The sequence below is a fragment of the Roseomonas sp. HF4 genome (genome assembly GCF_005222755.1).
Taxonomy (GTDB): domain Bacteria; phylum Pseudomonadota; class Alphaproteobacteria; order Acetobacterales; family Acetobacteraceae; genus Neoroseomonas.
Map to the genome: position 1 here is coordinate 21,326 of NZ_STGD01000012.1, position 24,428 is coordinate 45,753.

General features: G+C 74.5%; 20 protein-coding genes. 4 read left to right on the forward strand and 16 right to left on the reverse strand.

Annotated elements, in window-relative coordinates:
* Positions 1-36: 36 nt before the first annotated feature.
* From E8M80_RS17650 to E8M80_RS17660, 3 genes are all read right to left on the reverse strand, one after another.
* The gene (locus E8M80_RS17650) at positions 37-2,340 is read right to left on the reverse strand and encodes a glycosyltransferase family 41 protein (RefSeq protein ID WP_137127034.1); all 2,304 of its coding nucleotides are present in this window, start codon (positions 2,338-2,340) and stop codon (positions 37-39) included.
* Between the two features lie 72 nt (positions 2,341-2,412).
* Positions 2,413-3,798: a porin gene (locus E8M80_RS17655; protein WP_170979485.1), complete on the reverse strand. Its 1,386-nt coding sequence runs from the start codon at positions 3,796-3,798 to the stop codon at positions 2,413-2,415.
* Positions 3,799-3,970: 172 nt separating this feature from the next.
* Complete coding sequence (locus E8M80_RS17660; RefSeq protein WP_240790105.1) at positions 3,971-4,546, reverse strand: thiamine phosphate synthase; 576 nt, start codon at positions 4,544-4,546, stop codon at positions 3,971-3,973.
* 114 nt (positions 4,547-4,660) lie between these two features.
* Here E8M80_RS17660 and E8M80_RS17665 point away from each other — a divergent pair, with 114 nt between their 5' ends.
* Positions 4,661-5,341 (forward strand): YggS family pyridoxal phosphate-dependent enzyme, encoded by a 681-nt coding sequence (locus E8M80_RS17665; RefSeq protein ID WP_137127037.1) that lies wholly within the window; start codon positions 4,661-4,663, stop codon positions 5,339-5,341.
* Between the two features lie 74 nt (positions 5,342-5,415).
* Positions 5,416-6,417: a tryptophan--tRNA ligase gene (trpS, locus tag E8M80_RS17670; RefSeq protein ID WP_137127038.1), complete on the forward strand. Its 1,002-nt coding sequence runs from the start codon at positions 5,416-5,418 to the stop codon at positions 6,415-6,417.
* Positions 6,418-6,559: 142 nt separating this feature from the next.
* Here trpS and E8M80_RS17675 read toward each other — a convergent pair whose 3' ends face one another.
* From E8M80_RS17675 to E8M80_RS17690, 4 genes are all read right to left on the reverse strand, one after another.
* Positions 6,560-7,195, reverse strand: a complete 636-nt coding sequence (locus E8M80_RS17675; RefSeq protein WP_137127039.1) for a hypothetical protein — start codon at positions 7,193-7,195, stop codon at positions 6,560-6,562.
* Between the two features lie 137 nt (positions 7,196-7,332).
* Positions 7,333-8,736: an adenosylhomocysteinase gene (ahcY, locus tag E8M80_RS17680; RefSeq protein WP_137127040.1), complete on the reverse strand. Its 1,404-nt coding sequence runs from the start codon at positions 8,734-8,736 to the stop codon at positions 7,333-7,335.
* A 112-nt stretch (positions 8,737-8,848) separates the two neighbouring features.
* Positions 8,849-9,694 carry a universal stress protein gene (locus E8M80_RS17685; protein ID WP_137127041.1) on the reverse strand — a complete coding sequence of 282 codons (846 nt, stop codon included), beginning with the start codon at positions 9,692-9,694 and terminating at the stop codon, positions 8,849-8,851.
* 10 nt (positions 9,695-9,704) lie between these two features.
* On the reverse strand, positions 9,705-11,186 hold the full coding sequence (locus E8M80_RS17690) for a SulP family inorganic anion transporter (RefSeq protein WP_137127042.1): 1,482 nt from the start codon (positions 11,184-11,186) through the stop codon (positions 9,705-9,707).
* A gap of 397 nt (positions 11,187-11,583) precedes the next feature.
* Here E8M80_RS17690 and E8M80_RS17695 point away from each other — a divergent pair, with 397 nt between their 5' ends.
* Positions 11,584-12,582, forward strand: a complete 999-nt coding sequence (locus E8M80_RS17695; RefSeq protein ID WP_137127043.1) for a tripartite tricarboxylate transporter substrate binding protein — start codon at positions 11,584-11,586, stop codon at positions 12,580-12,582.
* On the forward strand, positions 12,579-13,034 hold the full coding sequence (locus tag E8M80_RS17700; RefSeq protein WP_170979486.1) for a tripartite tricarboxylate transporter TctB family protein: 456 nt from the start codon (positions 12,579-12,581) through the stop codon (positions 13,032-13,034). Before E8M80_RS17695 ends, E8M80_RS17700 begins: the two co-directional genes overlap by 4 nt.
* A gap of 33 nt (positions 13,035-13,067) precedes the next feature.
* On the opposite strand, the gene E8M80_RS17705 is transcribed toward E8M80_RS17700, so the two are convergent.
* The 9 genes from E8M80_RS17705 to E8M80_RS17745 all read right to left on the reverse strand — a co-directional run bounded on the left by E8M80_RS17705 (position 13,068) and on the right by E8M80_RS17745 (position 24,396).
* A complete protein-coding gene (locus tag E8M80_RS17705) occupies positions 13,068-15,011 on the reverse strand; it encodes a nucleoside-diphosphate sugar epimerase/dehydratase (protein WP_137127045.1) in 1,944 nt (647 codons plus the stop codon).
* A 7-nt stretch (positions 15,012-15,018) separates the two neighbouring features.
* Positions 15,019-16,212, reverse strand: coding sequence for a glycosyltransferase (locus E8M80_RS17710; RefSeq protein ID WP_137127046.1), 1,194 nt, complete (start codon positions 16,210-16,212; stop codon positions 15,019-15,021).
* Positions 16,209-17,282, reverse strand: a complete 1,074-nt coding sequence (gene wecB / locus E8M80_RS17715; protein WP_137127047.1) for a non-hydrolyzing UDP-N-acetylglucosamine 2-epimerase — start codon at positions 17,280-17,282, stop codon at positions 16,209-16,211. Before wecB ends, E8M80_RS17710 begins: the two co-directional genes overlap by 4 nt.
* Complete coding sequence (locus E8M80_RS17720) at positions 17,279-18,526, reverse strand: glycosyltransferase family 4 protein (RefSeq protein ID WP_137127048.1); 1,248 nt, start codon at positions 18,524-18,526, stop codon at positions 17,279-17,281. Before E8M80_RS17720 ends, wecB begins: the two co-directional genes overlap by 4 nt.
* Positions 18,527-18,528: 2 nt before the next feature.
* Positions 18,529-19,719, reverse strand: coding sequence for a DegT/DnrJ/EryC1/StrS aminotransferase family protein (locus E8M80_RS17725; RefSeq protein WP_240790106.1), 1,191 nt, complete (start codon positions 19,717-19,719; stop codon positions 18,529-18,531).
* Positions 19,720-19,758: 39 nt separating this feature from the next.
* Positions 19,759-20,352, reverse strand: coding sequence for a sugar transferase (locus E8M80_RS17730; RefSeq protein ID WP_137127049.1), 594 nt, complete (start codon positions 20,350-20,352; stop codon positions 19,759-19,761).
* Positions 20,321-21,556 carry an O-antigen ligase family protein gene (locus E8M80_RS17735; protein WP_137127050.1) on the reverse strand — a complete coding sequence of 412 codons (1,236 nt, stop codon included), beginning with the start codon at positions 21,554-21,556 and terminating at the stop codon, positions 20,321-20,323. Before E8M80_RS17735 ends, E8M80_RS17730 begins: the two co-directional genes overlap by 32 nt.
* Before the next feature lie 207 nt (positions 21,557-21,763).
* Positions 21,764-22,669, reverse strand: a complete 906-nt coding sequence (locus E8M80_RS17740) for a hypothetical protein (RefSeq protein WP_137127051.1) — start codon at positions 22,667-22,669, stop codon at positions 21,764-21,766.
* Complete coding sequence (locus E8M80_RS17745) at positions 22,669-24,396, reverse strand: heparinase II/III family protein (RefSeq protein WP_240790107.1); 1,728 nt, start codon at positions 24,394-24,396, stop codon at positions 22,669-22,671. Before E8M80_RS17745 ends, E8M80_RS17740 begins: the two co-directional genes overlap by 1 nt.
* Positions 24,397-24,428: the final 32 nt, after the last annotated feature.

The following is a 24,428-nucleotide window of genomic DNA, read 5'->3' on the forward strand; positions in this document are numbered from 1 at the left end:
TAGCGCCGGAACCGTGGCGCTGAAAAGGCAGGTTGCTCAGGCGCCCGGCAGGTCGGCCACCGTGAAGCCCTCGGGCGGGCGCCCGGCCGCCGCGCGGTCGCGCATCTCGCGAAAGGCGCGCTCGATGTTCCGCGCATAGCGCGGCGTGTCGAACAACGGGCAGGACGGCAGCGCGGCCGCCAGCGCCGCCCGGATGGCCCCGAGCCGCGCCGGGTCCGCGGCCAGGGCGATGGCGGTGGCCTCGTAGGCCTCGGCGCTGTCCACCACCATCCCGAGCAACCCCGCCGCCTGCAGCAGGCTCGCCGCGACCCTGCCGGCGAAGGCCCGGCCGGGCCGGGTCAGCACCGGCAGCCCGGCGCCGAGCGCATCCGCCGCCGTGGTGTGCGCGTTGTAGGGCAGCGTATCCAGGAACAGGTCCGCCAGCGCGTGCCGGCCGAGATGCTCGGCGAAATCGACGCGCCCGGCGAAGACCAGCCGCGCCGGGTCCACCCCGCGCGCGGCCGCCGCGGCGCGCAGGTTGCGCGTGGCCGGCGCGTTCTCCTCCCGCAGCCAGAGCACCGAGCCCGGCACGGCGCCGAGGATGCGCATCCAGGCGTCGAAGGCCTCGGGCAGGATCTTGTGGGTGTTGTTGAAGCAGCAGAAGACGAAGGCGTCCTCGGGCAGGCCGAAGCGGGCGCGGCTCAGGCCCTCGGTCGCGACGGGGCGGCGGTCGTCGGTCGGCAGGGCGGCGTGGGGCAGCCGCACGACCGCTTCCGTCCAGTCGGCCTCGGCGCCCGGCGGCACCACCACGGCATCGGCGATGGCGTAGTCGATGAAGCGCGCGCCCATGGTGCCCGGATAGCCGAGGAAATTGACCTGCACCGGTGCCAGCCCCGCGGCGAACAGCGCCGTGCGGCTCCCGCCCGTGAAGCCGTTGAGGTCGACGGCGATGTCGAGCCCGGCCGCGTCGGCCCGCGCCAGCACCGCGTCCTCCGGCAGTCTTTCGCAATCGTGGAAGGCATGGACGGCGGCGCGGATGCGGCCCTGCACGGCGTCCCCGGTCGCCGGGCCGATCGAGAAGGCGTGCACCTCGAAGGCATCGCGGTCGTGCAGTTCCAGCAGGCGCGCGATCAGGTGGCCGACCGCATGTTCCCGAAATTCGCCGGACACGTAGCCGAGCCGGATGCGGCCCGCCTGCCGCGGCGGCCGCAGCGCGCGGCGGGGGCCGGCATGATTGTCCCGGATGTGGCGCTCCGCGGCGCGGCGGTGCAGCGCCGGGTCGTCGAACAGGCAGAGCGCCTCGAAGGGCGGGAGCACGTCGGTGCCCGCGGCCGCGCCGCCCCGCAGCCGCGCCCGGGTCGCGTCGAGCGCGGTCCAGTCGCAGGCGCGCAGCCGGCCATAGGCCATCATCGCCAGCGCGGCATCCGGCCGGCGACCGTGCGGGATCGCGGCGGCGCGAGAATAGGCCACGGCGGCGGCCTCGATGTCCTTGCGCGCCGCATGGGCATTGCCCGCCAGCACCAGCGCGGCGCGCGAGGACGGGTTGCGCCGGATGGCCGCGTCGAGGACGGCGAGCGCCTCCTCGTGCCGCTTCAGCCCGGTGAGCGCGGCGCCGCGCCCCTGCAACGCCTGCTCGTGCGCCGCATCGCCGCGCAGCACGGCGTCGAAGGCCTCCAGCGCCGGGCCGGGGAGGTCGAGGTTGAGCAGCCCCTGGCCCAACACCAGCAGCAGCCCGGGCGTGGCGCCCCGCTGCCGGACGAAGGCGGTGAGCGCCTCCACGGACTCCCGGCTGCGGCCCAGGCGCTGCAGCATCTCGCCGGCATTGGCGGCGGCGCCGGGATGCGCCGGGTCGAGCGCGAGCGCGGCGCGGAAGGCCCCCAGCGCATCCTCCACCCGGTCGAGCCCCGCGAGCGCGGCGCCGCGGTTGTTGTGGAAATCGGCATCCATGCCGGGCAGGCGGAGCGCGGCGATGGCGTCGTAGGCGTCGAGCGCCTCGGCGTGCCGGCCGAGTTCCAGCAGGCAGTCGGCCAGGTTGAAGCGGGCATCGGCCAGGCCGGGCGCGGCCTCGATGGCGCGGCGGAAGGTGGCCAGCGCCTCGGGCCGGCGCGCCAGCGCCCGGAGCACGTTGCCGGTGTCGTTGAGCAGCGCGGCGTCGCGCGGCGCGCGGGCGGCGGCGGCCTGGAGGTGGCGCAGCGCCGCCGCGCCGTCGCCGCGGGCAAACATCGCAAGGCCGAGCAGGCGGTTCACCTGGACGCCGCCGCGGTCGGCCGGCAACAGGCGGCGATAGGCGCGGATCGCTTCGTCGAGACGGCCGGCCTGGTGGAGCGCGAGCGCAGCCTGGAGCGGGTCAGCGGCGGACATGCGGGCCCTGGAACGGAGAAGGGCGGCAGGGATACCCCTGCCGCCCCCCCGGTTTACGCTTCGATCCGCGGATCAGAAGGCGAGACGGATGCCCGCCATGCCCATGTTGATCGTGCGGGTGTTCTGGCCGTTGAAGGTCGCCAGCGTGGTCCCGCCGCCGCCGTAGCGCGCGTCGCGCGGGGCCGCCGTCGGGATGTTGTCGTCGTTGATGTTGTTGTAGGCGAGGTAGACGCCGAGGCCCGGCGCCACGTTGTACAGCACGCCGATGCCCCAGATGGTGTGCTTGCGGTCCTCGAGGTCGCGGATGGCAGGCGCCGCGGCCGTGCCGAAATTGGCCGAGCCGTTGTCCTGCTCCGCCTGGCCGAAGATCGCCCCGAACACCAGCGGGCCCATCGTGTAGGTGGCGCCGACGATGTAGTGCCAGGAGTTGTCGAGGCCCGGGTTCAGCGCGGAGCGGCCGACCGAGGAGCCGTTGTACTGGCCGAACACGTACTCGGCGCCGACCGCGAAGCCGTAGGCGGCGATCTGCGCACCGATCTGGTACGCCTCGACCGTCTGGGCGCGCGGGTCGATCGCCGCACCCGTCGCGCTGAGGCGCGGGGCATCGGCGCGCATGGCGGCCAGGCCGGCGGACACGCCGACCGGGCCGAAGGTGCCGCGGTAGCGCAGGCCGACCGCGATCTCGTTCTCGATGCCGGTGCGGTCACGCTGCGCGCTCGTGCTGTTCGCGACGTTCGTGCGCTCGCCCTCGCCGCTGTCGAAGGCGTAGGAGATGCCGAAGTCGAAGCCGGCGAACTGCGGCGACAGGTAGCCGATCTTGGTGGCGTCGCTGCCGTCGTTGATGCCCGAGGTCAGGTAGGGCGAGGAGAACAGGCCCTGCTGGACGATGAACTCGTCCCACACCGCGTCGCCGCCCAGCGCGCCGGCGCCCGGGGCGCGGATCTGGAGCAGCGAGGCCGCGCTGTCTTCCTGGCCGAAGTAGAGGCGGCCGAGGTTCGGCAGGGCGATGAAGCCGTAAAGCTCGTCCATCGACACCGTGGTGCCGTCGCCGGCGCCGGTCGCGGCGTTGTCGACCTGGAACTCGAACACCGCGCCGTAGGTCATGCCGTTGGCGGCGCGACCGTCGATGAAGACGTTCAGCTCGGCGTCGTTGCGGAAGGTCGAGCGGTTGCGCGCATTGGCGTTGTTGACGCCGCCGCGGGCGTTGCGCGTCCGGGCGTAGTCATTGTCGTCCTGGATCAGCGCGCCGCTGAACTCGAAGTAGCCGCCGAGGCGGACGGACAGGCCGCCGGCGCCGGCAACGCTCGGCGCCGGAGCTGCCGTCAGGGTCGCGCCCTGTCCACCCTGGGCGCCCGGGGAGAGCGTACCCGTGCCAGCCGTGGTCCCCTGGGCCATCGCCCCGGTCGAGAGCAGGGCGGCGCCGATCACGGCGGTCGTCCCCAGCAGAATCTTACGCATGCTAGTCCTCCTCAAGGCCGGCGAACCGGCAGTTCCGACGGCCGCCCTGCCCCCCCGGACAAGGTACTGCGCCCCATCCCCCCAAAGGACGAACGGACGGCGACATGGCCTGACCGCGAATATGTCCCGCGCGACGGAGGGCGGGCAACCGCGCAAACAGGCGCGGCGCGACTTACCTGAGACACTGTGGCGCAACCGCCACATGCTGTTGCGCGAGCCCGCCGATCGCCGCCAACCCGGCCGTCCCGCGCGGCACACGCGGTGCCGTCACCGCGGCGATGCCGCCGAGCGCCGCCGCCGGCACCGGCAGCGCCCGCGCCGCCGCCAGCCAGCGCAGCGGCCCGAGCGCCGCGGCGCCCGGGTGGCTTGCCGTCGGGAAGATCGGCGACAGGAACGCAAGGTCCGGCGCCAGCCGCCGCGCCCGCGCCGCGCCCGCCGCGCCGCCATGCGCGGCGAGCGCCAGCACGGCGAAGGGCGCGCCGGCGCGCCGCGCCAGCAGGAAGGGGAGCAGGCCGCGCACCGGGCGGCGTTCCGGCAAATGGAGCCCTGCCCGGGCCGCGAGCGCGGCCCGCCCGTCGGCCGCCACCAGCAGCACCAGCCCCCGCCGCCGCGCCAGCGGCGCGAGCGCGGCCAGCACCGCCGGCGCCGCGCCGCGCGCCACCACCCCCGCGCCACGCGGCAGGCGCGCCGCCGCCGTCGTCGGGTCGGGCAGCCGGGTGGGGTCGGAGAACAGCCAGAGCGCGGGCAACCGGCGGCCCCGCCGGGTCGGTGGCCGGCAGCGCCGCATCGCGGCGGGCAGCCACCCTGACCGGCCGAGCCCCGCTGTTGCCGCCCGGCCGATCGGCCCTATCCTTGCCATCCCATGCCCCAAGACGCCGCCATCGCCACGAACCTGGCCGCGATCCGCGACAGGATCGCCGAAGCCTGCCGCCGCGCCAACCGACAGCCGGAGGAGGTGACGCTCGTCGCCGTCTCCAAGACCCACCCGCAGGACGCGGTCGTCGCCGCGCTCGCCGCCGGTCAGATGGTGTTCGGCGAGAACCGGGTGCAGGAGGCCACGGCCAAGTTCCCGCCGCTGCGCGCCGCGCATCCGGGGCTGCGCCTGCACATCATCGGCGGGCTGCAGACCAACAAGGCGCGGGATGCGGTGCGCGTGGCGGACGTGATCGAAAGCATAGACCGCCCGAAGCTCGCCGCCGCCATCGCCGAGGCGATGGTGAAGGAGAACCGCCGCCCGGACTGCCTGGTGCAGGTCAATACCGGCGACGAGGCGCAGAAGGCCGGCGTCCCGCGCGCCGAGGCGGATGCCTTCATCCGCGCCGCGCGGGAAGAATACGGCCTGCCGGTGACCGGGCTGATGTGCATCCCGCCGGTCGAGGACGACCCGCGCCCGCACTTCGCGTATCTGCGGGAATTGGCGGCGCGGCACGGCCTGCCTGTCCTGTCCATGGGCATGAGCGCGGATTTCGAGGCGGCGATCGCCGAGGGCGCGACGCTGGTGCGCGTCGGCACCGCGATCTTCGGGTCGCGGCCGGCGGCCTGACGCAGGGCGCCCTTGACCTCGGCCCGCCGGCGCGGGATCACCGTCGCCCGCCGCCATCCTCGCAGGCCCCAGACATGACCCGCGTCTTTTCCGGCATCCAGCCCTCCGGCGTGCCGACCCTCGGCAACTACCTCGGCGCCATCCGCAACTGGGTGCCGCTGCAGGACCGGCATGAGGCGATCTACTGCGTCGTCGACCTGCATGCGATCACGGTGTGGCAGGACCCGGCGGAACTCACGCGCCAGACGCGGGAGATGGCGGCCGCGCTGATCGCCTGCGGGCTGGACCCCAAGCGCTGCATCCTGTTCGTGCAGAGCCACGTCCGCGCGCATGCGGAACTCGCCTGGATCTTCAACTGCGTCGCGCGGCTCGGCTGGCTGAACCGCATGACGCAGTTCAAGGACAAGGCCGGCAAGGACCGGGAGGCCGCGAGTGCCGGCCTCTATGTCTATCCGAACCTGATGGCGGCCGACATCCTGACGTACCACGCGACAAAGGTGCCGGTCGGCGACGACCAGAAGCAGCACCTGGAACTGGCCAACGACATCGCGCAGAAGTTCAACCACGACTACGGCGTGGCCTTCTTCCCGACGATCGAGCCGCTGATCCAGGGCGTCGCCGCGCGCGTCATGTCGCTGCGCGACGGCACGAAGAAGATGTCGAAATCCGACCCTTCGGACCAGTCGCGCATCAACCTGACGGACGACGCGGATGCCATCGCGCTCAAGATCCGGCGCGCCAAGACCGACCCCGAGCCGCTGCCCAAGCACATGGCGGGACTCGAGGGCCGGCCGGAGGCGCGCAACCTGGTCGGCATCCTGGCCGCCATCACCGGCACGCTGCCCGAGAACGTGCTGCGCGAGCACGCGGGCCAGGGCTTCGGCGCCTTCAAGACCACGCTGACCGAGGCGCTGGTCGCGCACCTGCAGCCGATCGCGGCCGAGATGCGGCGCCTGCTCGACGACCCGCATGCGCTGGACGCGGCGCTGCACCTCGGCGCCGACCGCGCGCGCGCGATCGCCGAGCCGATCGCGGCGAAGGCGCGGGAGATCGTGGGGTTCCTGCCGGCGCGGTGAGGGCGGCGGGTGAGAAGGGAACTTCTCCCCCCGCACCCCCCTTGGGCATCTGGCGCCCGGCCTGTCGTTGTCGGCGCCAGGTCGGAGAAAAGGGAGGGGGGCTCGGGGGAGGTTCTCCTCCCCCCACCTTCCGGTCGCCACGTCAGGCCGCGGGCCAGCCGGTCGTCAGGTAGTCGAGGTTCGAGATGTCGAGCCAGCCCTGCACGTAGCGCGACGGCACGCCGTCCGCGGCGTCGGCGTGCAGCAGGCCGTTGCGCAGGCTCATCTTGCGCTGCTTCAGCACGCCGTCGACGGCGCCGTCCGCCGCGTCCGACCTTGCCTGGCCGGCCTCGCCGGTCTCCCACGTGGTGGCGTCGATCTGCCGCAGGAAGACGAAGACGTGTTCGTAGGACTGCTTGTACGGATCGGCCTGGATGATGACGATGTCACCGGTCTGCGGCAGGGCGGCGTTGCCCTTCCTGTGCCTGACGAAGGCCGGGCTGTTGGCGATGGTCGAGATGCCATCGCCGGGAACCAGCCGGCCGCCCAGAGTCGGGCTGTTGCGGTTCAGCAGCGGCCGCGTGGTGCCCGAGACGCCTTTCGACTTGTTCTCCGACGTCGCCTGGAGCTGCGCCAGCATCCAATGCGGCAGGAAGCTGCAGGTGGTGCCGTAGCCGCGGCCGTAGCCGGCGCAGACATCCCTTTCGCTCTGGTCGCCGCGGTTGAAGGGCAGGACGGCACGGACGCGCCGGCCGGCGAAGGCGCGGGCAAGGGCTGCGAATTCGCTGTTGAGCTTCATGGGACCTCGTGGCGCGACGGGTGCGGTCGCATCCTGCACCCGCCCGACGCGCCCCGCACAGATCCAGATCACCCGCCGCCACGGCCCGGATGGCCGATTGGGGGCGAAGGTTCCTTCGCCCCCCACGGCCTCGGCCCTCAGTAGCGGTACTGTTCCGCCTTGAACGGCCCCTGCTGGCTCACGCCGATATAGGCTGCCTGCTGGTCGGTCATCCGCGTCAGCGTCGCGCCCACCTTGGCCAGGTGCAGCGACGCCACCTTCTCGTCCAGGTGCTTCGGCAGCACGTAGACCTTGCGCTCGTACTTGCCCGGATTGGTCCAGAGTTCGATCTGCGCCAGCGTCTGGTTCGTGAAGGACGCCGACATCACGAAGGACGGATGCCCCGTCGCGTTGCCGAGGTTCACGAGGCGGCCTTCGCTCAGCAGGATGATGCGCTTGCCGGTCGGGAACTCGATCTCGTCCACCTGCGGCTTGATGTTGTCCCACTTGAAGTTGCGCAGGCCCGCGACCTGGATCTCGCTGTCGAAGTGGCCGATGTTGCAGACGATGGCGCGGTGCTTCATCGCGCGCATGTGGTCGACCGTGATGACGTCGACGTTGCCGGTCGCGGTGACGAAGATGTCCGCCTGCGGGGCGGCCTGCTCCATCGTCACGACCTCGTAGCCCTCCATCGCGGCCTGGAGCGCGCAGATCGGGTCGACCTCGCTGACCATCACGCGGCAGCCGGCGTTGCGGAGCGACGCGGCCGAGCCCTTGCCCACGTCGCCGAAGCCGCAGACCATCGCGACCTTGCCGGCCATCATCACGTCGGTGCCGCGGCGGATCGCGTCCACCAGCGATTCGCGGCAGCCGTACAGGTTGTCGAACTTCGACTTGGTGACGCTGTCGTTCACGTTGATGGCGGGGAACAGCAGCTTCCCCTCCTTCGCCATGTTGTAGAGGCGATGCACGCCCGTCGTGGTCTCCTCCGACACGCCGACGATGGCCTTCGCGAGCTCCGCGAACCAGCCCGGCTTGGTCTTCAGGCAGTCCTTGATGAGGGCGAAGAAGACCTCCTCCTCCTCGTTCGTGGGCTTGTCGAGGAAGGCCACGTCGCCCTGCTCGGCGCGCAGGCCGTAATGGACCAGCAGCGTCATGTCGCCGCCGTCGTCCAGCAGCACGTTCGGCGTGCCGCCATCGGCCCATTCGAGGGTGCGCTTCACGTACTGCCAGTATTCCGGCAGCGTCTCCCCCTTCACGGCGAACACGGGCGTGCCGGTGGCGGCGATCGCGGCCGCCGCGTGGTCCTGCGTGCTGAAGATGTTGCAGGACGACCAGCGCACGTCGGCGCCGAGGTGCTTCAGCGTCTCGATCAGCACGGCGGTCTGGATGGTCATGTGCAGGCAGCCGGCGACGCGCGCGCCCTTCAGCGGCTGCTGCGCGCCGTATTCGGCGCGGGTCGCCATCAGGCCGGGCATCTCGTCCTCGGCCATCGAGATTTCCTTGCGGCCCCAGCCGGCCAGGGAAAGGTCCTTCACGACGTAGTCGGCGGCAGCGGACATGCGGTCTCTCACTTCTCTGAACTCGGGATGCGAGGGCGGGTAGCACGGGCGCGCGGCCAGAGCCAGCGTGAACCATCAGACATAATGATATCTTTATGTCGGGGCGGACGCCCTATCGAAACACGATCACCGGAATCCGGCAGGCGCGCAGGAGCGCCGTGGTGGTGCTGCCGATCAGCAGGGTGCGGATGCGGCTGTGGCCGTAGGCGCCCATGACCAGCAGGTCGATCCCGGCCTCGCCGACATGGGCGCCGATCGCCTTTTCCGGATCGCCCTCGAGGGTTCGGGCAGTCACCTCGAAGCCGGCGCTGCGCAACGGTGCCGCCGCCTGGTCGAGCACGCCGCCGCCCGGTGCCCCGACCGTCACCAGGTGGCATTCGAGGCCCTTCAGCAGGGGCTCGCGCGCCACGTAGTCGACCGCCTTCAGCGCCGCGGGCCCGCCGTCATGGGCGATCAGGAAGCGCGTGATCGGGCGGAAGGCCCGCGCCGCCACCAGCACGGGCAGCCGGCTTGCCCGCACCACCCGCTCCAGGCTCGCGCCCAGGTGGCCGCGGGCGAAATCCGCCGCTTCCCCCCGCTTGCCGATCACCAGCAGGTCGGCGCCGGGCTCGAATTCCGCCACCGTGTCCACCAGCGCGCCGTGGCGCTGGGTGGTCTCGACGTCCGCCACGCCGCCCGCCCGCAGCCGCCGCTCGGCATCGGCCAGCAGCGCGCGCGCGCGGCGCAGCGCCACCTTGCCGCGCGCGGCATCGAGCGCCGCGAGTTCCGCCAGCAGCTCCTCGGACGCATCGAAGCCCAGGGTCCCGCTGCGGTCCACCGGCACGTCGCCGACCGCGCGTTCCAGCACGTGCAGCACCTGCACGGTGTCGGCCTTCATGCGCCCGGCAGCCCATGCCGCGTGGTCGTAGACGCTACCGGCGTAGAGCGATCCGTCGGTGCAGGCCAGGATTCGGGTCATGGCGTGCTCCTCAATGCGTCGCCAGGCGGACGTCGGCGCCCGGCTTGTCATGGAGGGCGAGCCGGTCGACCAGCGTCGCGCTCGCGGCGTTCATGCCGATGATCTCGACCTCCGTTCCCTCGCGCCGGAACTTCAGCACCACGCGATCCAGCGCGGCAACGGCCGTCAGGTCCCAGATATGCGCGCCGGAGATGTCGATCACGACGCGCTCGATCGCCTCGCGCAGGTCGAAGGCGTCCGCGAAGGCCTCGGCCGAGGCGAAGAAGATCTGCCCCGTCACGCAGTAGGTGCGCACCGTGCCGTCGGCCGAGAGCGTGGAGGAGATGCGGAAGATCCGCGCCACCTTGCGCGCGAAGAAGATGCCCGAGAGCAGCACGCCGACCAGCACGCCCTGCGCCAGGTCATGCGTCGCGACGGTCACGGCCACCGTCGCGAGCATCACGACGGAGGAGGATTTCGGATGCACACGTAGGTCGCGGATCGACTGCCAGGAAAAGGTGCCGATCGAGACCATGATCATCACCGCGACCAGCGCCGGCATCGGGATCTGGCGCACGAGATCCGCCAGCACCAGGATCAGGAACAGCAGGAAAAGCCCCGCCCACAGGGTCGAGAGCCGGCCGCGCCCGCCCGACTTCACGTTGATGACCGACTGGCCGATCATCGCGCAGCCGGCCATGCCGCCGAGGAAGCCCGTGACGATGTTGGCGGCGCCCTGGCCGAGGCATTCGCGCGTCTTGTCGGACGGCGTGTCAGTCAACTCGTCCACGATCTGCGCCGTCATCAGGGATTCGAGCAGCCCGACCACCGCGAGCGTGGCCGAGACCGGCAGGATGATGCCGAGCGTCTCCAGCGTCAGCGGGACCTCGGGCAGCAGGAAGGCCGGCAGGTCGGCCGGCAGCTCTCCCATGTCGCCGACGGTGCGCACCTCGACGCCGAAGGCCATGGCAAGGGCGGTCAGCACCACGATCGCGACCAGCGGCGACGGCACCGCCTTCGTCAGCCGCGGGAACAGGTAGATGATGCCGAGCCCCGCGGCGACCATCACATAGGTCATCCAGGTCACGCCGATGAGTTCCGGCAGCTGGGCCAGGAAGATCAGGATGGCGAGCGCGTTGACGAAGCCCGTCATGACCGACCGCGACACGAAGCGCATCAGCACGCCAAGCCTGAGCGCGCCCGCAATCAGCTGCAGCACGCCGGCCAGGATCGAGGCCGCCAGCAGGTACTGCAGCCCGTGCTCCTTCACGAGCGTCACCATCACCAGCGCCATGGCCCCCGTCGCGGCGGAGATCATGCCGGGCCGCCCGCCCGCGAAGGCGATAACCACCGCGATGCTGAAGGACGCGTAGAGCCCGACCTTCGGATCGACGCCCGCGATGATCGAGAAGGCGATCGCCTCCGGGATCAGCGCGAGCGCGACCACGGTCCCGGCAAGGATGTCGGCACGGATGTTGGGGAACCATTCGGCGCGCAGGCGGACGAGGGACATGGCGGCACTCCGGGAACGGCGCGCGCCGCGCGGCTGGCGGCGCGGACGGGCGTCGGAGGTCAGGGGCGGCGTGGCAAGGGCCGGAGGGGCGCTCGGCGGGTCGCGACCGCGACGCGCGGCCGGCGCGCAGGAGTGCTCAGGGCGGGAAGAACATCGGTTTGGGATAGATCGGGCGGCCCCGGGGCACAACGGAAAACCGCCCTCCCACGACCGGCGAATGGGCAGGTCGGCCAGTCCCTGCCGTCGGAATGGCCAGGCCGCGACAGGATCGCCCGCGGACGAGGCACGCTCCCAGCCGCGCGGGGCCGCCCCGACGACCGTGGTTGACGCCCCACGATGGCGCGGTGACAAACGGCCGAAGGCGCGGAATGCGCCGCATCCCTGGGGAAACGCCACCATGCTCACCCGCCGCTCGCTCGCCGCCCTCGGCGCCCTGCCGCTGCTGCCCGCCGCCGCGCGCGCCCAGGCCTTCCCGGCCCGGGAACTGACCGGGATCATCATGTGGGGCGCCGGCGGCGCGACCGACGTGGTGGCCCGCGCCCTGACGCCGCCGGCCGAACGCGCCCTCGGCCAGTCCATCGTGCTGCAGAACCGGCCGGGCGGCGCCGGCGCCATCTCGGTCCAGGCGGTCGCCACCGCGTCGGCGGACGGCCACACGCTGCTCTACGGCGCCGAGAACCCGCAGCTGCACAAGGTGCTCGGCCTCGGCCAGCGGGACTACGCCGACTTCTTCCCGGTCAACGTCACCGCCCGCGGCGTCGCGGTCGTGGTGGCGAACAAGGACAAGCCCTGGACGTCGATGAATGACGTGGTGGCGGAGGCGCAGCGCACACCCGGCCGCCTCAAGATGGGCGCGACCGGCCCCGGCGGCCTGCCGCACGTGGTCGGCGCCATGATCAACACGGTCACGCAGATGCGCGTCATCGCCGTGCCCTTCGACGGCGAGGGGCCGGGCCTCACCGCGCTCCAGGGCGGGCATGTGGACTTCATGCCGGTCGGCCTTGGCGCCGCGGCCGAGCACATCCGCGCCGGCCGCGTGAAGCCGCTCGCGGTGGTGAACACCGAGCCGGTGCCGACGCTGCCGGGCGTGGCTCCCATCACGGCGGACCTGCCGGGCATGGCCCGCCTGCTGCCCTGGGGGCCCTTCTACGGCGTCTGGGTGCGGCGCGACGTGCCGGAGGCGGCGCGCACGCGCCTCGCCGCGGCGTTCCGCGAGGCGGCGGCGACCGAGGCCTTCACGACGCTGATGGGCAACGCCGGCAACATCATGATGAACATCAGCGGCGACGAGGCCGACGCCTTCCTCCGCCGCTGGCAGTCGGTCACAGCCTGGACGCTGCAGGAGGCCGGCGCCGCCCGCCGCAGCCCCGAGGAGTTCGGCATCCCGCGCCCGTGACCGCGGCGCCCGCGCGCGCGCCCGGGGAAGCCCTGTTCTGCTGGGCGCTGGTGCTGCTCGGCGCCGGCGTCACCTGGCAGGCGGGCGGCATCGGTTATTTCGACAGCCCCTCGGCCGCGGGCGTCTTTCCGCTCGCGGCCGGGCTCGCCATGACGCTCGGCGCGCTGGTCGCGGCCGTCTCGGCCACCCGCCGGGCCGCGCCGGGGTCGGGGCCGGTCCTGCCGAAGGATGTCGCGGCCATCGGCGCGCTGGTGCTGGCCTACATGGCCGGGCTTGAGGCGCTCGGCTTCGTCGCCGCGTCCTTCCTGTTCCTGCTGCTGGCGATCGGGTGGCTGCAACGCGGGCGATGGCTGCACGCGGGGCTGGTGGCCGGGGGCGCGGTCGCGCTGGTTTATGTAGTGTTCCGGCTGGGGTTCCGGGTCGTCCTGCCGCAGGGATGGATCTTCGCGTGAACGCGGGAGGGGACAAAGCCCCCTCGTGACACGCTACCGCGTCGCGACGGTCCCCTCCGGCGCATGGTCGAATTCCGGCACCAGCCGGCCCAGCTGCTGCAAAGCCGCACGCGGGTTGCCATTGCGCGCCGCGGCCGCAATCTCGTCGATCGCGCGCCCGACCAGCGCGGCATCCGCGGTGCGCGGCGTCGCGACCAGCAGGCCGGGATAGGCCGTCGGCCGGGGCGCCTCCTTGCCGTGGAACAATTCCTCGAACAGCTTCTCACCCGGACGCAGGCCGGTGAAGCGGATCTCGACATCCTCCTCCGGCCGCAGCCCGGCCAGCCGGATCATGCGCCGCGCGAGATCAACGATCTTCACCGCCTCCCCCATGTCGAGGACGAAGATCCCGCCCTCGGCCAGTTCGGGGGGCATGTTCTCGGGATCGGTGGTGCCGACGACGCTGGCCTGCAGCACGAGGCCCACCGCCTCCCGCACCGTCATGAAGTATCGCCGCATGTCGGGATGCGTGACTGTCAGCGGCCCGCCGCGTTCGAGCTGCCGGCGGAACAGCGGCACGACCGACCCCGTGCTGCCCAGCACGTTGCCGAAGCGCACCGTGATGCAGCGCATGCCGTCCCGGCCGGGGCGGGCCTCGTCGGTGCGGCCGTGGCGCGCTTCCCGATCGAAGGCCTGGCAGTACATCTCGGCCAGCCGCTTGGACGCACCCATCACGCTGGTCGGGTTCACCGCCTTGTCCGTCGAAATGAAGACCATCGCCATCGTGCCGACCGCGCGCGCCGCATCGGCCACGACGCGCGTGCCCAGCGCGTTCGTCAGCAGCCCCTCCAGCGGGTCGTTCTCGACCATCGGCACGTGCTTCAGCGCGGCGGCGTGGAAGACGAGCTCGGGGCGGATCTCCTCGAACAGGCGGCGGATCCGGGCCTCGTCGCGCACATCTGCAAGCACAGCGCGGCGCGCGACCTCGGGGTGCTTCTCCCGCAATTCGAGGTCGATCTCGTAGAGCACGTATTCGCCGTGATCGAGCAGCGTCAGCGTCGCCGGCCCGAGCGCCGCCACCTGCCGCGCCAATTCGCCGCCGATCGTGCCGCCCGCGCCCGTGACCAGCACCCGCCGCCCCTGCACCAGCCGCGCCATGCCTTCCCGGTCGAGCGGCACCTGCGGCCGGTCGAGCAGGTCCTCGATCGACACGGGGCGCAGTTCGACGCGCCGCGCCTCCTCCCCCCCCGCGGGGCCGAGCCGCGTCGGCGCCGGGGCACGGCGCACCGGCACGCCGTGGCGGTCGGCCGCGTCCAGCACCCCCTCCAGCGCCGGGCCCGACAGGCCCGAGGCCAGCACGATCATGGCGGGCAGCCGCGCCTCGGCGCGCAGCGCATCCAGCACCGCCTCGGCGTCCTCGACCGTGCCGAGGATCGGGATGCCCTGCATCCGCCGACCCGCCTGCCGCGCACGCAGCGACAGGATTCCCGTGACGCGATAGGGCGCTTGCCGGTCGAGCGTCAGGGCACGCAGGAACAGGTCCGTCCCCTCCGCCGCGCCGACCAGCAGCACCGCCTGCGCATCCGGCGCCGAGAGACCGGCATGGCGCGACGCCTGCAGCAGCCCCGCGACCCGCCCGGCCAGCAGCAGCGCCGCCAGCGTCGCGGCGTGGATCAGGGGGAAGGCGGCATTGGGCGGCCGCCAGGCGCCGGCCAGATGCAGCGCGAGCGCGAGCAGCCCGGCCGCCGCCGCCGCCGCGCCGGCCGCGCCCAGCAGGTCGCGCAGCCCAGCGAAGCGCCAGTACTGCAACGCCAAGCGGAAGGGCGCGCCCGCCACGGCCAGCGCCAGCACGGCGCCGGGCAGCGCCACCGCCCACCAGCCCGGCGGCGGCCAGGCGCCGGGCGCGGCCGCCCAGACGGCCAGCGGCAGCGCCGCCAGCGCCAGCAGGCTGTCGAGCAGCAGGTTCAGCAGGATCCGGTGCGAGGGGCCGCGGGCCATCCCCGCGCTATACGGCCCCCACGGCCGCGGTGCCAGCGCCGAGCGGCCGCGCCAGCAGCCCGCGGTAGAGGCCGACGAGGCGTGCCGCCTCCCCGTCCCAGGAAAACAGCCCCTGTGTCGCGCGCCGCCCGGCAGCGCCCAGCGCGGCGCGCCGCGCCGGTTCCGCCAGCGCAGCCACCGCGGCGGCGACGACCGCGGGATCGGCCTCGTCCACCAGCACCCCGCAGCCGGCAGCGCGCACCACCGTCGCCACTTCCTCGGCGAAATGCGGCGCGATGACGGGCAGACCCGCCGCCATGGCGTCGAACAGCTTGTGCGGCAGCGCCAGGCGGTGGTTCTCCTCACCACGCTGGAACAGCACGAGGGCAATGTCGGCCTCGGCCGCACGCGCCAGGGCGGCGTCCTGCGCCAGCCAGCCCGTCACCTCCACCTGGCCGCCGAGGCCGAGCGCCGCGGCGCGGGCGCGGAACTCCGGCTCGCTGCCGTCGGTGAAGCGCCCGACCAGCAACAGCCGCGTGCCGGGCGGGCAGAGCGCCAGCGCATCGAGCATCTGCGGCCACCCCCGCGCCCGCCCGATCGCGCCGAGATGCAGCAGGGTGACCGGCCCCGGGCCGTGCCGGCGCGGTACCCCGCCCGGCGCCGGCGCGTAGTTGCGCACGGCCAGCACCGGCCGCCCGGCGAACGGCGCGTCGAGGCCGCCCTTGGCCACCACCACCGCATCCGCCGCGCGCCCCATGGCGCGGCAGGCCGCCGCGATGGCGCCGCGCGCCAGCGGCCGCAGCAGCGCCGGCAGCCGCGCATCGAGCCGGGAGGGATAATGTTCGTGCACGTCGAGCACGACGCGCGCGCCGCAGCGCCGCGCGGCGAGCAGCGCGGCAAGCCAGGCATCCGGTTCCGAGGCGTGGATCACCGCCGGGCGCAACGCCGCCGCCTGCCGCGCCAGCGCCAGCAGCCCCAGCCCGCGCCGGTGCCGGTGCGTCACGATGCCGACGCCGTCCACCGCCGTCGGCGCCCCGGCGCCGCCGGGACAAAGATGCAGCACGCGATGCCCGGCCGCCGCGAGCGCCGCGCCTTCCTTGCGCACGACGCGCACATCGGCCGCCGGATGCGCTGCCGAGAGCATCAGCACGAGGGGCGCGGGCGTGCCGGGCGACAGGGCCGGGCTCGCCGCCACCCCGTCCGACCCCAGGAAAACGTTCATGCCGCCAGCACCTCCGCCAGATGCGCCCGCATGCGGACGCCGGCCCTGCCATCCCAGAGCGGGATCGGCCGGGCCCGGCCGGGCGGTGCGCGCACCGCATCCGATAGCTCGGCGGCGGTTACCAGACGGTTGCCGCCGGCCAGGACGGTCACGGGGCGTTCCGTGCTCCGCCGCAGCGTCAGGCAGGGCAGGCCGAGCGCCGCCGCTTCCTCCTGCACGCCGCCGCTGTCGGTCGCGACCAGCCGCGCATGCGCCATGAGGCCGAGGAAATCGAGATAGCGCAGCGCCGGCAGCATCGTGACCCGCGGCGGCGCCGCGAGGCCGAACCCCGCCATCCGCGCGCGCGTCCGCGGATGCAGCGGCCAGGCGAGCGGCAGGTGCCGGGCCGCGGCCTCCAGGCCCTCGAGCAGCGCCGCGAGCACAGGCGCGTCGTCCACATTGGCCGGCCGGTGCAGCGTGACGATGCCGTAGCCGCCCGGCACCAGCCCCTGCGGCAGCGGCCGCGCGCGCGCCGCGGGCAGGTGCCGCAGCAGGCTGTCCACCATCGCGTTGCCGACGGCGCGGACGCGATGCGCGCCATGGCCGTCGGCAATGAGGCGCGTGGCGCTCGCCTGGTCCGGCGCCCAGAGCAGGTCGCAGATGGCATCCAGCGCGCGGCGATTGATCTCCTCCGGCATGTCGGCCTCGCCCGATCGCAGCCCGGCTTCCAGGTGCGCGACTGGGATGCCCATCTTGCGCGCCGCGAGCCCGGCCGCGAGCGCGCCATCCACGTCGCCGGCCACGACCACGAGGGCCGGGCGGTCGCGCCGCCAGGCGGCCTCGCAGGCCATCATGGTGCGGCCGGTCAGCTCCGCATGGCTGCCCCCCGCGACGCCGAGCGAGATCGCGGGCGCGGGCAGGCCGAGATCCTCCAGCAGGTCGCCGAACATCGCGGCGTCGTGGTGCTGGCCGGTGTGCAGCAGCAGCGGCGCGCAGACCGGCGGCGCCTCGGCCAGCGCGTGCCAGAGCGCCGCGACCTTCGGCAGGTTCGGCCGCGCCGCCGCGACCAGGTGGACCGCCGGCAGGCTCATGGCCGCACCGCCACGATGACGCCGGGCGCTGGCGCCGCGGCGCCTTCGAGGATGGCGCGGAAACGCTCGGCCAGGAGGCGCCGGTCCCAGCGCGCCACCGCCTGCCGCCGCGCCGCCGCGCCCATGCAGGCGCGCAGCCCGGGATCCGCCGCGAGCCGCGCCAGCGCCGCGGCCAGCGCCGGCGCGTCGCCCGGCGGCACCGCGATGCCGGATGGCCCGTCCTGCACGATGCGCGCCGCGCGGCCCGGCTGGTTCGTCACCACCGGCAGCCCGGCCGCAAGCCCGTCCATGATCTTGTTCGGTGCCGTCCATTCGGCGAAGGCGGACACGTCGGCCAGCAGGTGCAGCGCGACCTGGCAGCCGCCATGCAACGCGCCCAGCGCCGCGCGCGGCAGCGGATCGAGGAAGGTGACGTTGGCCAGCCCCCCGGCCGCCGTGCGCGCCATCAGCGCCGGCTTCTCGGCGCCCTCCCCCACCAGCAGGATGCGCAGCCCCGCGACACCCCGGGCCTGCAGGATGGCGGCGGCGTCGAGCAGCGTGCCGAGCCCGTTCGCCCGCCCATGCGCCCCGGCATAGAGCGCCAGGCATTCGCCGGAGCCTGCCTCGGCCGGCCGCCAGCGCGGGACATGCGGTCCGAAGCGCTGCAGATCGCAGCCATTCGGCACGACATGAACGCGCGCGGGGTCGGCGCCGCGGGCGATGGCGGTCTCGGCGATGCCCTCGGTCAGCGCGACCACGGCGGCGGCGCGGCGGCAGGCGGCGGTGGCGAGGCGCTCCATGGCGGCCAGCGCCGGGCCAGGCACGCCGCCCATGGCGCGCGGCAGTTCCGGCCAGGGGTCGCGGATCTCGAAGACGAAGGGCGTGCCGCGCAGCGCGCGCGCCGCCAGTGCCGGCAGCACGACCGTGAGCGGCGTCGAGGACGCGACCACGAGGTCGAGCCCCGGCGTGCAGGCGAGCGGCACCGCCCGCGCGGCGAAGCGCAGGAAGGCGCCCGACCGCGCGGCGAGCCCCATGGCGTTGCCGCAGCGGATGTCGAACTCCACCACCCGGTGCCGGCCGGCGCGACCCTCCCGCCGGCCGCGGCGGAAGGGTCCGTCGAGGCCGGTTTCGGCGCCGACGTAGCGGCCGCAGGCGATGGTCACGTCATGCCCCGCCGCGCCCAGCGCCTCGGCGAAGGCGTGGCTGCGCGTGGCGGTGCTGCCGCCAGGGCCCGAATGGTGCTGGTGCAAGTAGAGCACGCGCATGCTCAGCCTAGGCAGAGTCCGCGGATGGCGGCGATGACGCGGTCCTGCTCGGCCGGCGTCATGCCGGTGCCCGAGGGCAGGCAGAGGCCCTGCGCGAACAGGGCGCCCGCGACGGCGCCGCCGGCACGCGGCGCGGCATGGAACACCGGCTGGTCCGGCAGCGGCTTCCAGACCGGCCGGCTCTCGGCGCCGATCGCGGCCAGCGCGCGGCGGAGGTCATCCCGGTCGGCGCCGAAGCGCGCGGGGTCCACCAGCAGCGCCGTCAGCCAGCGGCTGGCGCGGCCCCAGGGCGCCTCCGGCATGAAGGCGAGGCCGGGCAGGTCGCCGAGCGCCGCGGCATAGCGCGCGAAGACCGCGCGCCGCGCCGCCACCCGGTCCCCGAGCGCCGCAACCTGCGCCAACCCGACCGCCGCCAGCACCGACGACATGCCGTAGGCGTGCCCGGTCGTGGAATGCTGGTAGTGCGGCGCAGGGTCCTTCGCATGCCCGGCCAGGTGCCGGGCGCGCGCCACCAGCACCGGGTCGTGCGACGCGAGCGCGCCGCCGCCGCCAGCCGTGACGATCTTGTTACCATTGAAGGAATAGACCGCGAGCAGCGCCCCCTGCCCGGCCGGGCGGCCGCGCAGCGTCGCGCCCAGCCCCTCGGCGCTGTCGCTGACCACCGGCACGCCCCAGCGCCCGCAGGCGCCGAGGATGGCATCGAGGTCCGCCGCATGACCGTAGATGTCGGCCGCGACCACGACGCGCGGCAGGCGCCCGCGCCCCGCGGCGGCGCGCAGTTCCCGCCGCAGCAGGTCGGGGTCCAGCGTCCAGGAGCCCGGCGCGACATCGAGGAAGCGCGGCACCGCGCCCATCTGAACCGCTGGCGCGACGGTCGCGATGAAGGTGAAGCCGGGCGCCCAGACCTCCTCCCCCGGCTGCAGGTCGAGCAGCCGGTAGGCAAGGTGCAGCGCCGCCGTGCCCGAGGCGGTGGCGAGCACGTGTGGGAAGCCGGTGGCGTCGCCGACCGCGGCCTCGAAGGCCGTGATGGCGGGGCCGGCAGGCGCCACCCAGCCGCTGTCGAGCACGCCCGCCAGGGCCGCCATCTCCTGCCCCGTCAGATGCGGGGCGGAGAGCGGGATCGGGCGCGGCGCCCCGTCGGCCGCTGGGCCGGGCAGGGACGCGACACGGTCGAGAGGCACCAGAACCGTCACGCAACGAGCGTATACGCGAAGTTGATATTCAACCAAGAGTTATAGTTGCTCGCCGCGGAATTCCGGCATCGTCGCGTGCCCGGGCGCCGCGGCGCCGCGCCCCGACAGCGCGAGCAGCGCGCAGCGCACCAGCAGCGCGAGGTCGCGCGCGGCGCGCGGCGGCGCCTCGGCATAGCGGGCATCGAGTTCGAAGCGCGCGGCCCAGCCGACGGCATTGCGCCCGGCCGACTGCGCGAGGCCCGCAAGGCCCGGACGCACCGCGAGCCGCAGCGCCTGGCGCGGCGCGAAAAGCGGGACGTAGTGCGGCGGCAGCGGCCGCGGGCCTACCAGGCTCATCTCGCCCCGCAGCACGTTCACGAGCTGCGGCAGTTCGTCGAGCGCGAAACGCCGCAGCAGCCGGCCCGTCCGCGTCATGCGGCGCGCGTCCTCGCCCGGGCCGTCGCGCAGTGTGCGGAACTTCAGCAGCACGAAGGGCACGCCGCCCCGGCCCGCCCGCACCTGCCGGAACAGCACCGGCCGGCCGAGCGTGACCAGCACCGCCAGCGCCACGCCCGCCAGCACCGGCGCCAGCGCCAGCAGCAGCAGCGCGGCGAGGAGGACGTCAGCCGCCCGCTTGCCGAAGCGCCGGTACATCGCGCCGTTCCGCCGAGACGCCGAGCCCGAGCGCAAGGCCGAGCGCGAACCAAGCCATGCGGTTGCCGAGGTCGGTCGAGACCATCACCGACAGCGCCACCGGCAGCACCAGCGCCGCGACCCGCGCCGCGCGCCCGGCTTCCGCCCGTGCGGCGAGCAGCAGCGCCGCCGCAGCGCCGCCGCCGAAGGCCATCAGCCAGAGCACGAAGCCCGGCAGCCCGCCCTCGGCCAGCGCCTCCAGGGCATGGTTGTGGGGATGCAGTGCACGCGCGTCGCCATGCCCGGCCGCCATGCCGAAGGCGCCGGTGCCGAGCCCCCAGGGCAGCGTTCCCCCCGCCTGGTCAAGCGCCGCGCCCCAGAGCGAGGCGCGGCCGGATTCCTCGATCGCCGCACCCTCCAGCAGGCGTTCGACCGTGCGCAGCCCGGCCGCGAGCGACGGGTCCGCGAGCACCGCGGCCAGCAGCAGCAGCACCCCGGCCAGCGGCACCGCCGGCCAGAGCAGCGCCACACCGCGGCGCCCCCGGCGCCACAGCGCGACCGCCGGCGCCAGCGCGACCGAAAGGCCGAGCGCGGCCAGGGCCACCCGCCCGCCGGGCAGCAGCGCCGCCGCGGCCAGCGCGGCCACTAGCCCCGCCCAGAGCACGCGCGGCACGGCGCGGCGCGCCTCCACCGCCCGGATCGCGGCGATCGCCGCAGCCGAGGCGATGGCGAGCCCGGCAATCTGGTACTGCACCCGCACCTGGTCCTGGTTCGCATCCGGCGCGCCACCGAGCACCACGCTGTCCGACGCGATGCCCCAGGCGACCGCGGCGGCAGTGAAGGCACCGATCGCGAGCGCCACATCGGCGCAGCGCCGCAGCGCCGCCGGATCCCCCGCCACCGCCAAGCCGGCGCCGAGCATGGCAGGGCCGATCAGCACCGCCTCGGGCAGTTTGGCGGCGAGCACGGCGCGCGACGGGCTCCAGGCGCCGGCCAGCACGAGCCAGACCCAGAGCGCCCCGCAGGCCGCGAGCGGCAGTGCGATGAGCGGGTCCGCCCGCCAGTCCCGCGCCGCGGCCAGCAGCACCAGCGCCGCGAGCAGCGCGGCGGCCGCCGCGACGGTCAGGTCGAAGGGCAGGGCGGCGAGCGGCGGAGTGGATTTCAGCGCGCCGGCCAGATGCAGCGTGGCCGCCAGGATGCCGGCGGCGGCGGAGAGGCCGGTCATGCGCGCGTCATGCCCAGGTCCCTGCGGCGGCCTTGACGCGGCGGGGAAGGGGCACCTCCCCCATTCCCCCTCCCTTCTTCGTCTTTTGGCGCCAAACCTCGATCGTGCGGCGCCAGGTGACAAGGAAGGTTGAGGAGGGTGCGGGGGGAGAAGTTCCCTTCTCCCCCCGCCCTTCGCCGCTGACCCGCCCTTCGCCGCTGATCAGCGTCATGCCTCCGGCCCGCGCGTCGCGACCACGCGCGGCCGGGGCCGCGCGCGCTCGGCCGGCGCCTGCCCGCGCGGCACCGGCCGATGGCGCAGCAGCGCCAGCGCCGCCCCGGCCAGCACCACGCCGAAGGGCATCACGGCGCCGAGCAGCGCCAGCAGCAGCGGCCGGTTCGGCACCGAGGGCCTCGCCTCGACCATCGGCGCCGAGACCATGCGCGTGGCCAGCGCCTCGTCCGCCGCGACCACGAGGCCGGCGCGCTGCTGCTGCGTCAGCAGGTCGTTCAGGCTGCCGCGCAGGAACAGGTCGCGTTCTTCGGCCAGGCGCCGTTCCAGGGCCGCGACGCGGCGCGCCGCCTGGTCGGCGAGGTCGGCCCGTACCTTCGCTTCGGCGAAGCCGTGCAGGCGTCGCAGCATGTCGAGCGCCAGGACCGGGTCGGGATGCGCGATCTCGACCGTCCAGGTCACGGAGGCGAGGCTCTGCGTCGCGGCCAGCCGGCGCGTCAGCCAGTCGAGCACGTCGTCCGCGTCGGGCGCGCGCCCGATGCCGAGCAGTTCGCGCAGCCCGCCCAAGACACCGGTCGCGCGCTCGGCGGCGAGGGCCTCCGGCAGCGCCGTCTCCGCCGCCAGCAGCGCCGCCGCCTCGGGGCTGCGCAGCGCGCCGAGGTAGATGGCGAAATTTCCCGAAGGTCGCGTGTCGAGGAGCCCCGCCGCCGGGAAGGGCATGGGCGAGAGCAGCGAGGAGACGGCGAAGGAGGTCGTCTCGGCCGGCGCCACCACCAGCCGCGCGACATGCGCGCGTGGCGCCAGCAGCACGAGCGCCGCACCCCCCGCCCAGCCGAGCACCAGCGCGAGCCCGAGCCCGAACCGCATCCGCCAGAGCGCCGCGAGCAGGTCGGGCAGCGCCATCACGCCACCTCGACGCGCGTCGCGATCCGGGCGGCCGGCCCGCGCAGGGCCAGTTCCAGAACCGGGGCCGGGCGCACCTCGCCATAGGCGGGGCTTTCCCATCCCTCGGCGAGCCGGATGCGGTGCGGCACGTCGGCGCCGAGCGCGAGGCGCATCCCGGGCCGCTCGGCGCCCGTGGCCGTTGGCCGCCAGGGGCCGGGCGCAAGGCGCCAGCGCAGCACGGCGCGAGAGAAGGGGCCGGACAGGCTGTCCTCCACCTCGAGTTGCGCGGCGGAGAGGCGCAACCGCCGTTCGTGCCGCCGCCCGCGATGGTCGGTGAGCACCGCGCCATCCGGCAGCGCGCGGCAGGCCGGCCATCGCGCATACAGGAACCGGGAGACGCGAGGCATCTGGTCCTCACCGTCGAATTCCACGGTGTTGTGCCCGGCGGTGCCGGCCAGCGTCGCGCTCCACCAGGCCCGGCCGGGGCCAGGGTTGTAGGCGCCGGTGCCGCCGTCGCGCAGCAGCGCCTCCTCCCCCCGCCAGAGGTCGAGGTGCAGCAGGTCCGCCTGCGCCGGGCGGAAGCGCAGCGGCGCGCCGGTCCGCAGCAGCGCGCGCAGCGGGCCGGCCTCGGCGCCCATCCAGCCCTCGGTCCGCCATTGGCTCGCGCGCGGCAGCACGTCAGGCGGGCAGGGCAGGCCGAGCAGCGCGCAGCCGGGCTCCGCCGTGCGGCCTGCCGAGGCGCCGCAGAACAGCCGCGCGGCGCGTTCCAGGCTGGCCCCGGCATCGTGGGCGCCGGCCCGCGCGAGGTCGGCGAAGGCGGAATCGTCACAGGCGCCGGCGCGCGGCAGGGCGCCGCCGGGCGAAGCCACGCGGTGCAGCCAAAGCGTCGCGGCGCGCGCCCGCGCCGGAAACGGATCCGCGAAGGGCAGCCAACCCTGGCGCCGACGGAACCACTCGGCGACGGCGAGGGTGTCCAGCAGCAGCCGGTGATAGGCCGGCGAGGCCTGCGCGAAGGCGCCATCCGGCGCCACGAGCCGCGCCACCGCATACGCCAGCCCGTGCGCGCCGCGCCGCGCCAGCGCCGCATCGCCCAGCATGAGGCCGATGACGAAGAGCCCGGCGGGCTCGCTGACCGCGTGGTTGTTGTCCTGCGCGGCGGCGTAGGCGCGCGTGGCCTCGATGCGGGTTGCGTGGGCGGCGAGCAGGGCGCGCATCGCGGGGCTGGCCGGCACGTCCAGCAGCACGAGCGCCAGACAGAGGTGCATGGCGCGCAGCGCCGCCTCCTGCCCGCAGGCCCAGGCGGGGCCGCGGAAGGGCGGGTTGGCGGCGCGCCAGGCGTCGAGCAGCGCGGCGGCCTCCGCCGCATGGCCGCCGGCCGGGTCAGCGCGCGCGGCCGCCGCCAGCAGCGGCAGGGCGAGCAGGCGGTTCGTCTCCCAGACCGGGCGGATGTCGCCGGGGCCGAACAGGTCGAGGTCGAGCGCATGGGCGCCGGCGTCGAACGGGCCATGCCAATCCGCCGCGGGCGGCAGGACGGCGCCGTGCCCACCTGGCAGCAGCGCGCCCGCAGGCAGCGCGACATCCGGCAGGCCGCGCCGCGCCGCGCCCGTCGCCAGGCGCAGGCGATGCCAGGCCGCCAGCCCGACCGGACGCGGTCCGAGCCGCCGCGCGGCATCGAGCACGAGTGCGAGCCGGGCCATGCGCCCGACGGGCGTCGGGCGCGCCATGGTCTCGGGCAGGGCGGCCATCAGGGTCAGGTCAGGCTCCGCGGCAGACACGG

What these genes read in the sequence shown, in the direction of transcription:
- E8M80_RS17650 (WP_137127034.1), bottom strand. Translation starts at nt 2,340, where the DNA reads ATGTCCGCCGCTGACCCGCTCCAGGCTGCGCTCGCGCTCCACCAGGCC.
- E8M80_RS17655 (WP_170979485.1), bottom strand. Translation starts at nt 3,798, where the DNA reads ATGCGTAAGATTCTGCTGGGGACGACCGCCGTGATCGGCGCCGCCCTG.
- E8M80_RS17665 (WP_137127037.1), top strand. Translation starts at nt 4,661, where the DNA reads ATGCCCCAAGACGCCGCCATCGCCACGAACCTGGCCGCGATCCGCGAC.
- trpS (WP_137127038.1), top strand. Translation starts at nt 5,416, where the DNA reads ATGACCCGCGTCTTTTCCGGCATCCAGCCCTCCGGCGTGCCGACCCTC.
- E8M80_RS17675 (WP_137127039.1), bottom strand. Translation starts at nt 7,195, where the DNA reads ATGAAGCTCAACAGCGAATTCGCAGCCCTTGCCCGCGCCTTCGCCGGC.
- ahcY (WP_137127040.1), bottom strand. Translation starts at nt 8,736, where the DNA reads ATGTCCGCTGCCGCCGACTACGTCGTGAAGGACCTTTCCCTGGCCGGC.
- E8M80_RS17685 (WP_137127041.1), bottom strand. Translation starts at nt 9,694, where the DNA reads ATGACCCGAATCCTGGCCTGCACCGACGGATCGCTCTACGCCGGTAGC.
- E8M80_RS17690 (WP_137127042.1), bottom strand. Translation starts at nt 11,186, where the DNA reads ATGTCCCTCGTCCGCCTGCGCGCCGAATGGTTCCCCAACATCCGTGCC.
- E8M80_RS17695 (WP_137127043.1), top strand. Translation starts at nt 11,584, where the DNA reads ATGCTCACCCGCCGCTCGCTCGCCGCCCTCGGCGCCCTGCCGCTGCTG.
- E8M80_RS17705 (WP_137127045.1), bottom strand. Translation starts at nt 15,011, where the DNA reads ATGGCCCGCGGCCCCTCGCACCGGATCCTGCTGAACCTGCTGCTCGAC.
- E8M80_RS17710 (WP_137127046.1), bottom strand. Translation starts at nt 16,212, where the DNA reads ATGAACGTTTTCCTGGGGTCGGACGGGGTGGCGGCGAGCCCGGCCCTG.
- wecB (WP_137127047.1), bottom strand. Translation starts at nt 17,282, where the DNA reads ATGAGCCTGCCGGCGGTCCACCTGGTCGCGGCGGCGCGGCCGAACCTG.
- E8M80_RS17720 (WP_137127048.1), bottom strand. Translation starts at nt 18,526, where the DNA reads ATGCGCGTGCTCTACTTGCACCAGCACCATTCGGGCCCTGGCGGCAGC.
- E8M80_RS17730 (WP_137127049.1), bottom strand. Translation starts at nt 20,352, where the DNA reads ATGTACCGGCGCTTCGGCAAGCGGGCGGCTGACGTCCTCCTCGCCGCG.
- E8M80_RS17735 (WP_137127050.1), bottom strand. Translation starts at nt 21,556, where the DNA reads ATGACCGGCCTCTCCGCCGCCGCCGGCATCCTGGCGGCCACGCTGCAT.
- E8M80_RS17740 (WP_137127051.1), bottom strand. Translation starts at nt 22,669, where the DNA reads ATGGCGCTGCCCGACCTGCTCGCGGCGCTCTGGCGGATGCGGTTCGGG.
- E8M80_RS17745 (WP_240790107.1), bottom strand. Translation starts at nt 24,396, where the DNA reads ATGGCCGCCCTGCCCGAGACCATGGCGCGCCCGACGCCCGTCGGGCGC.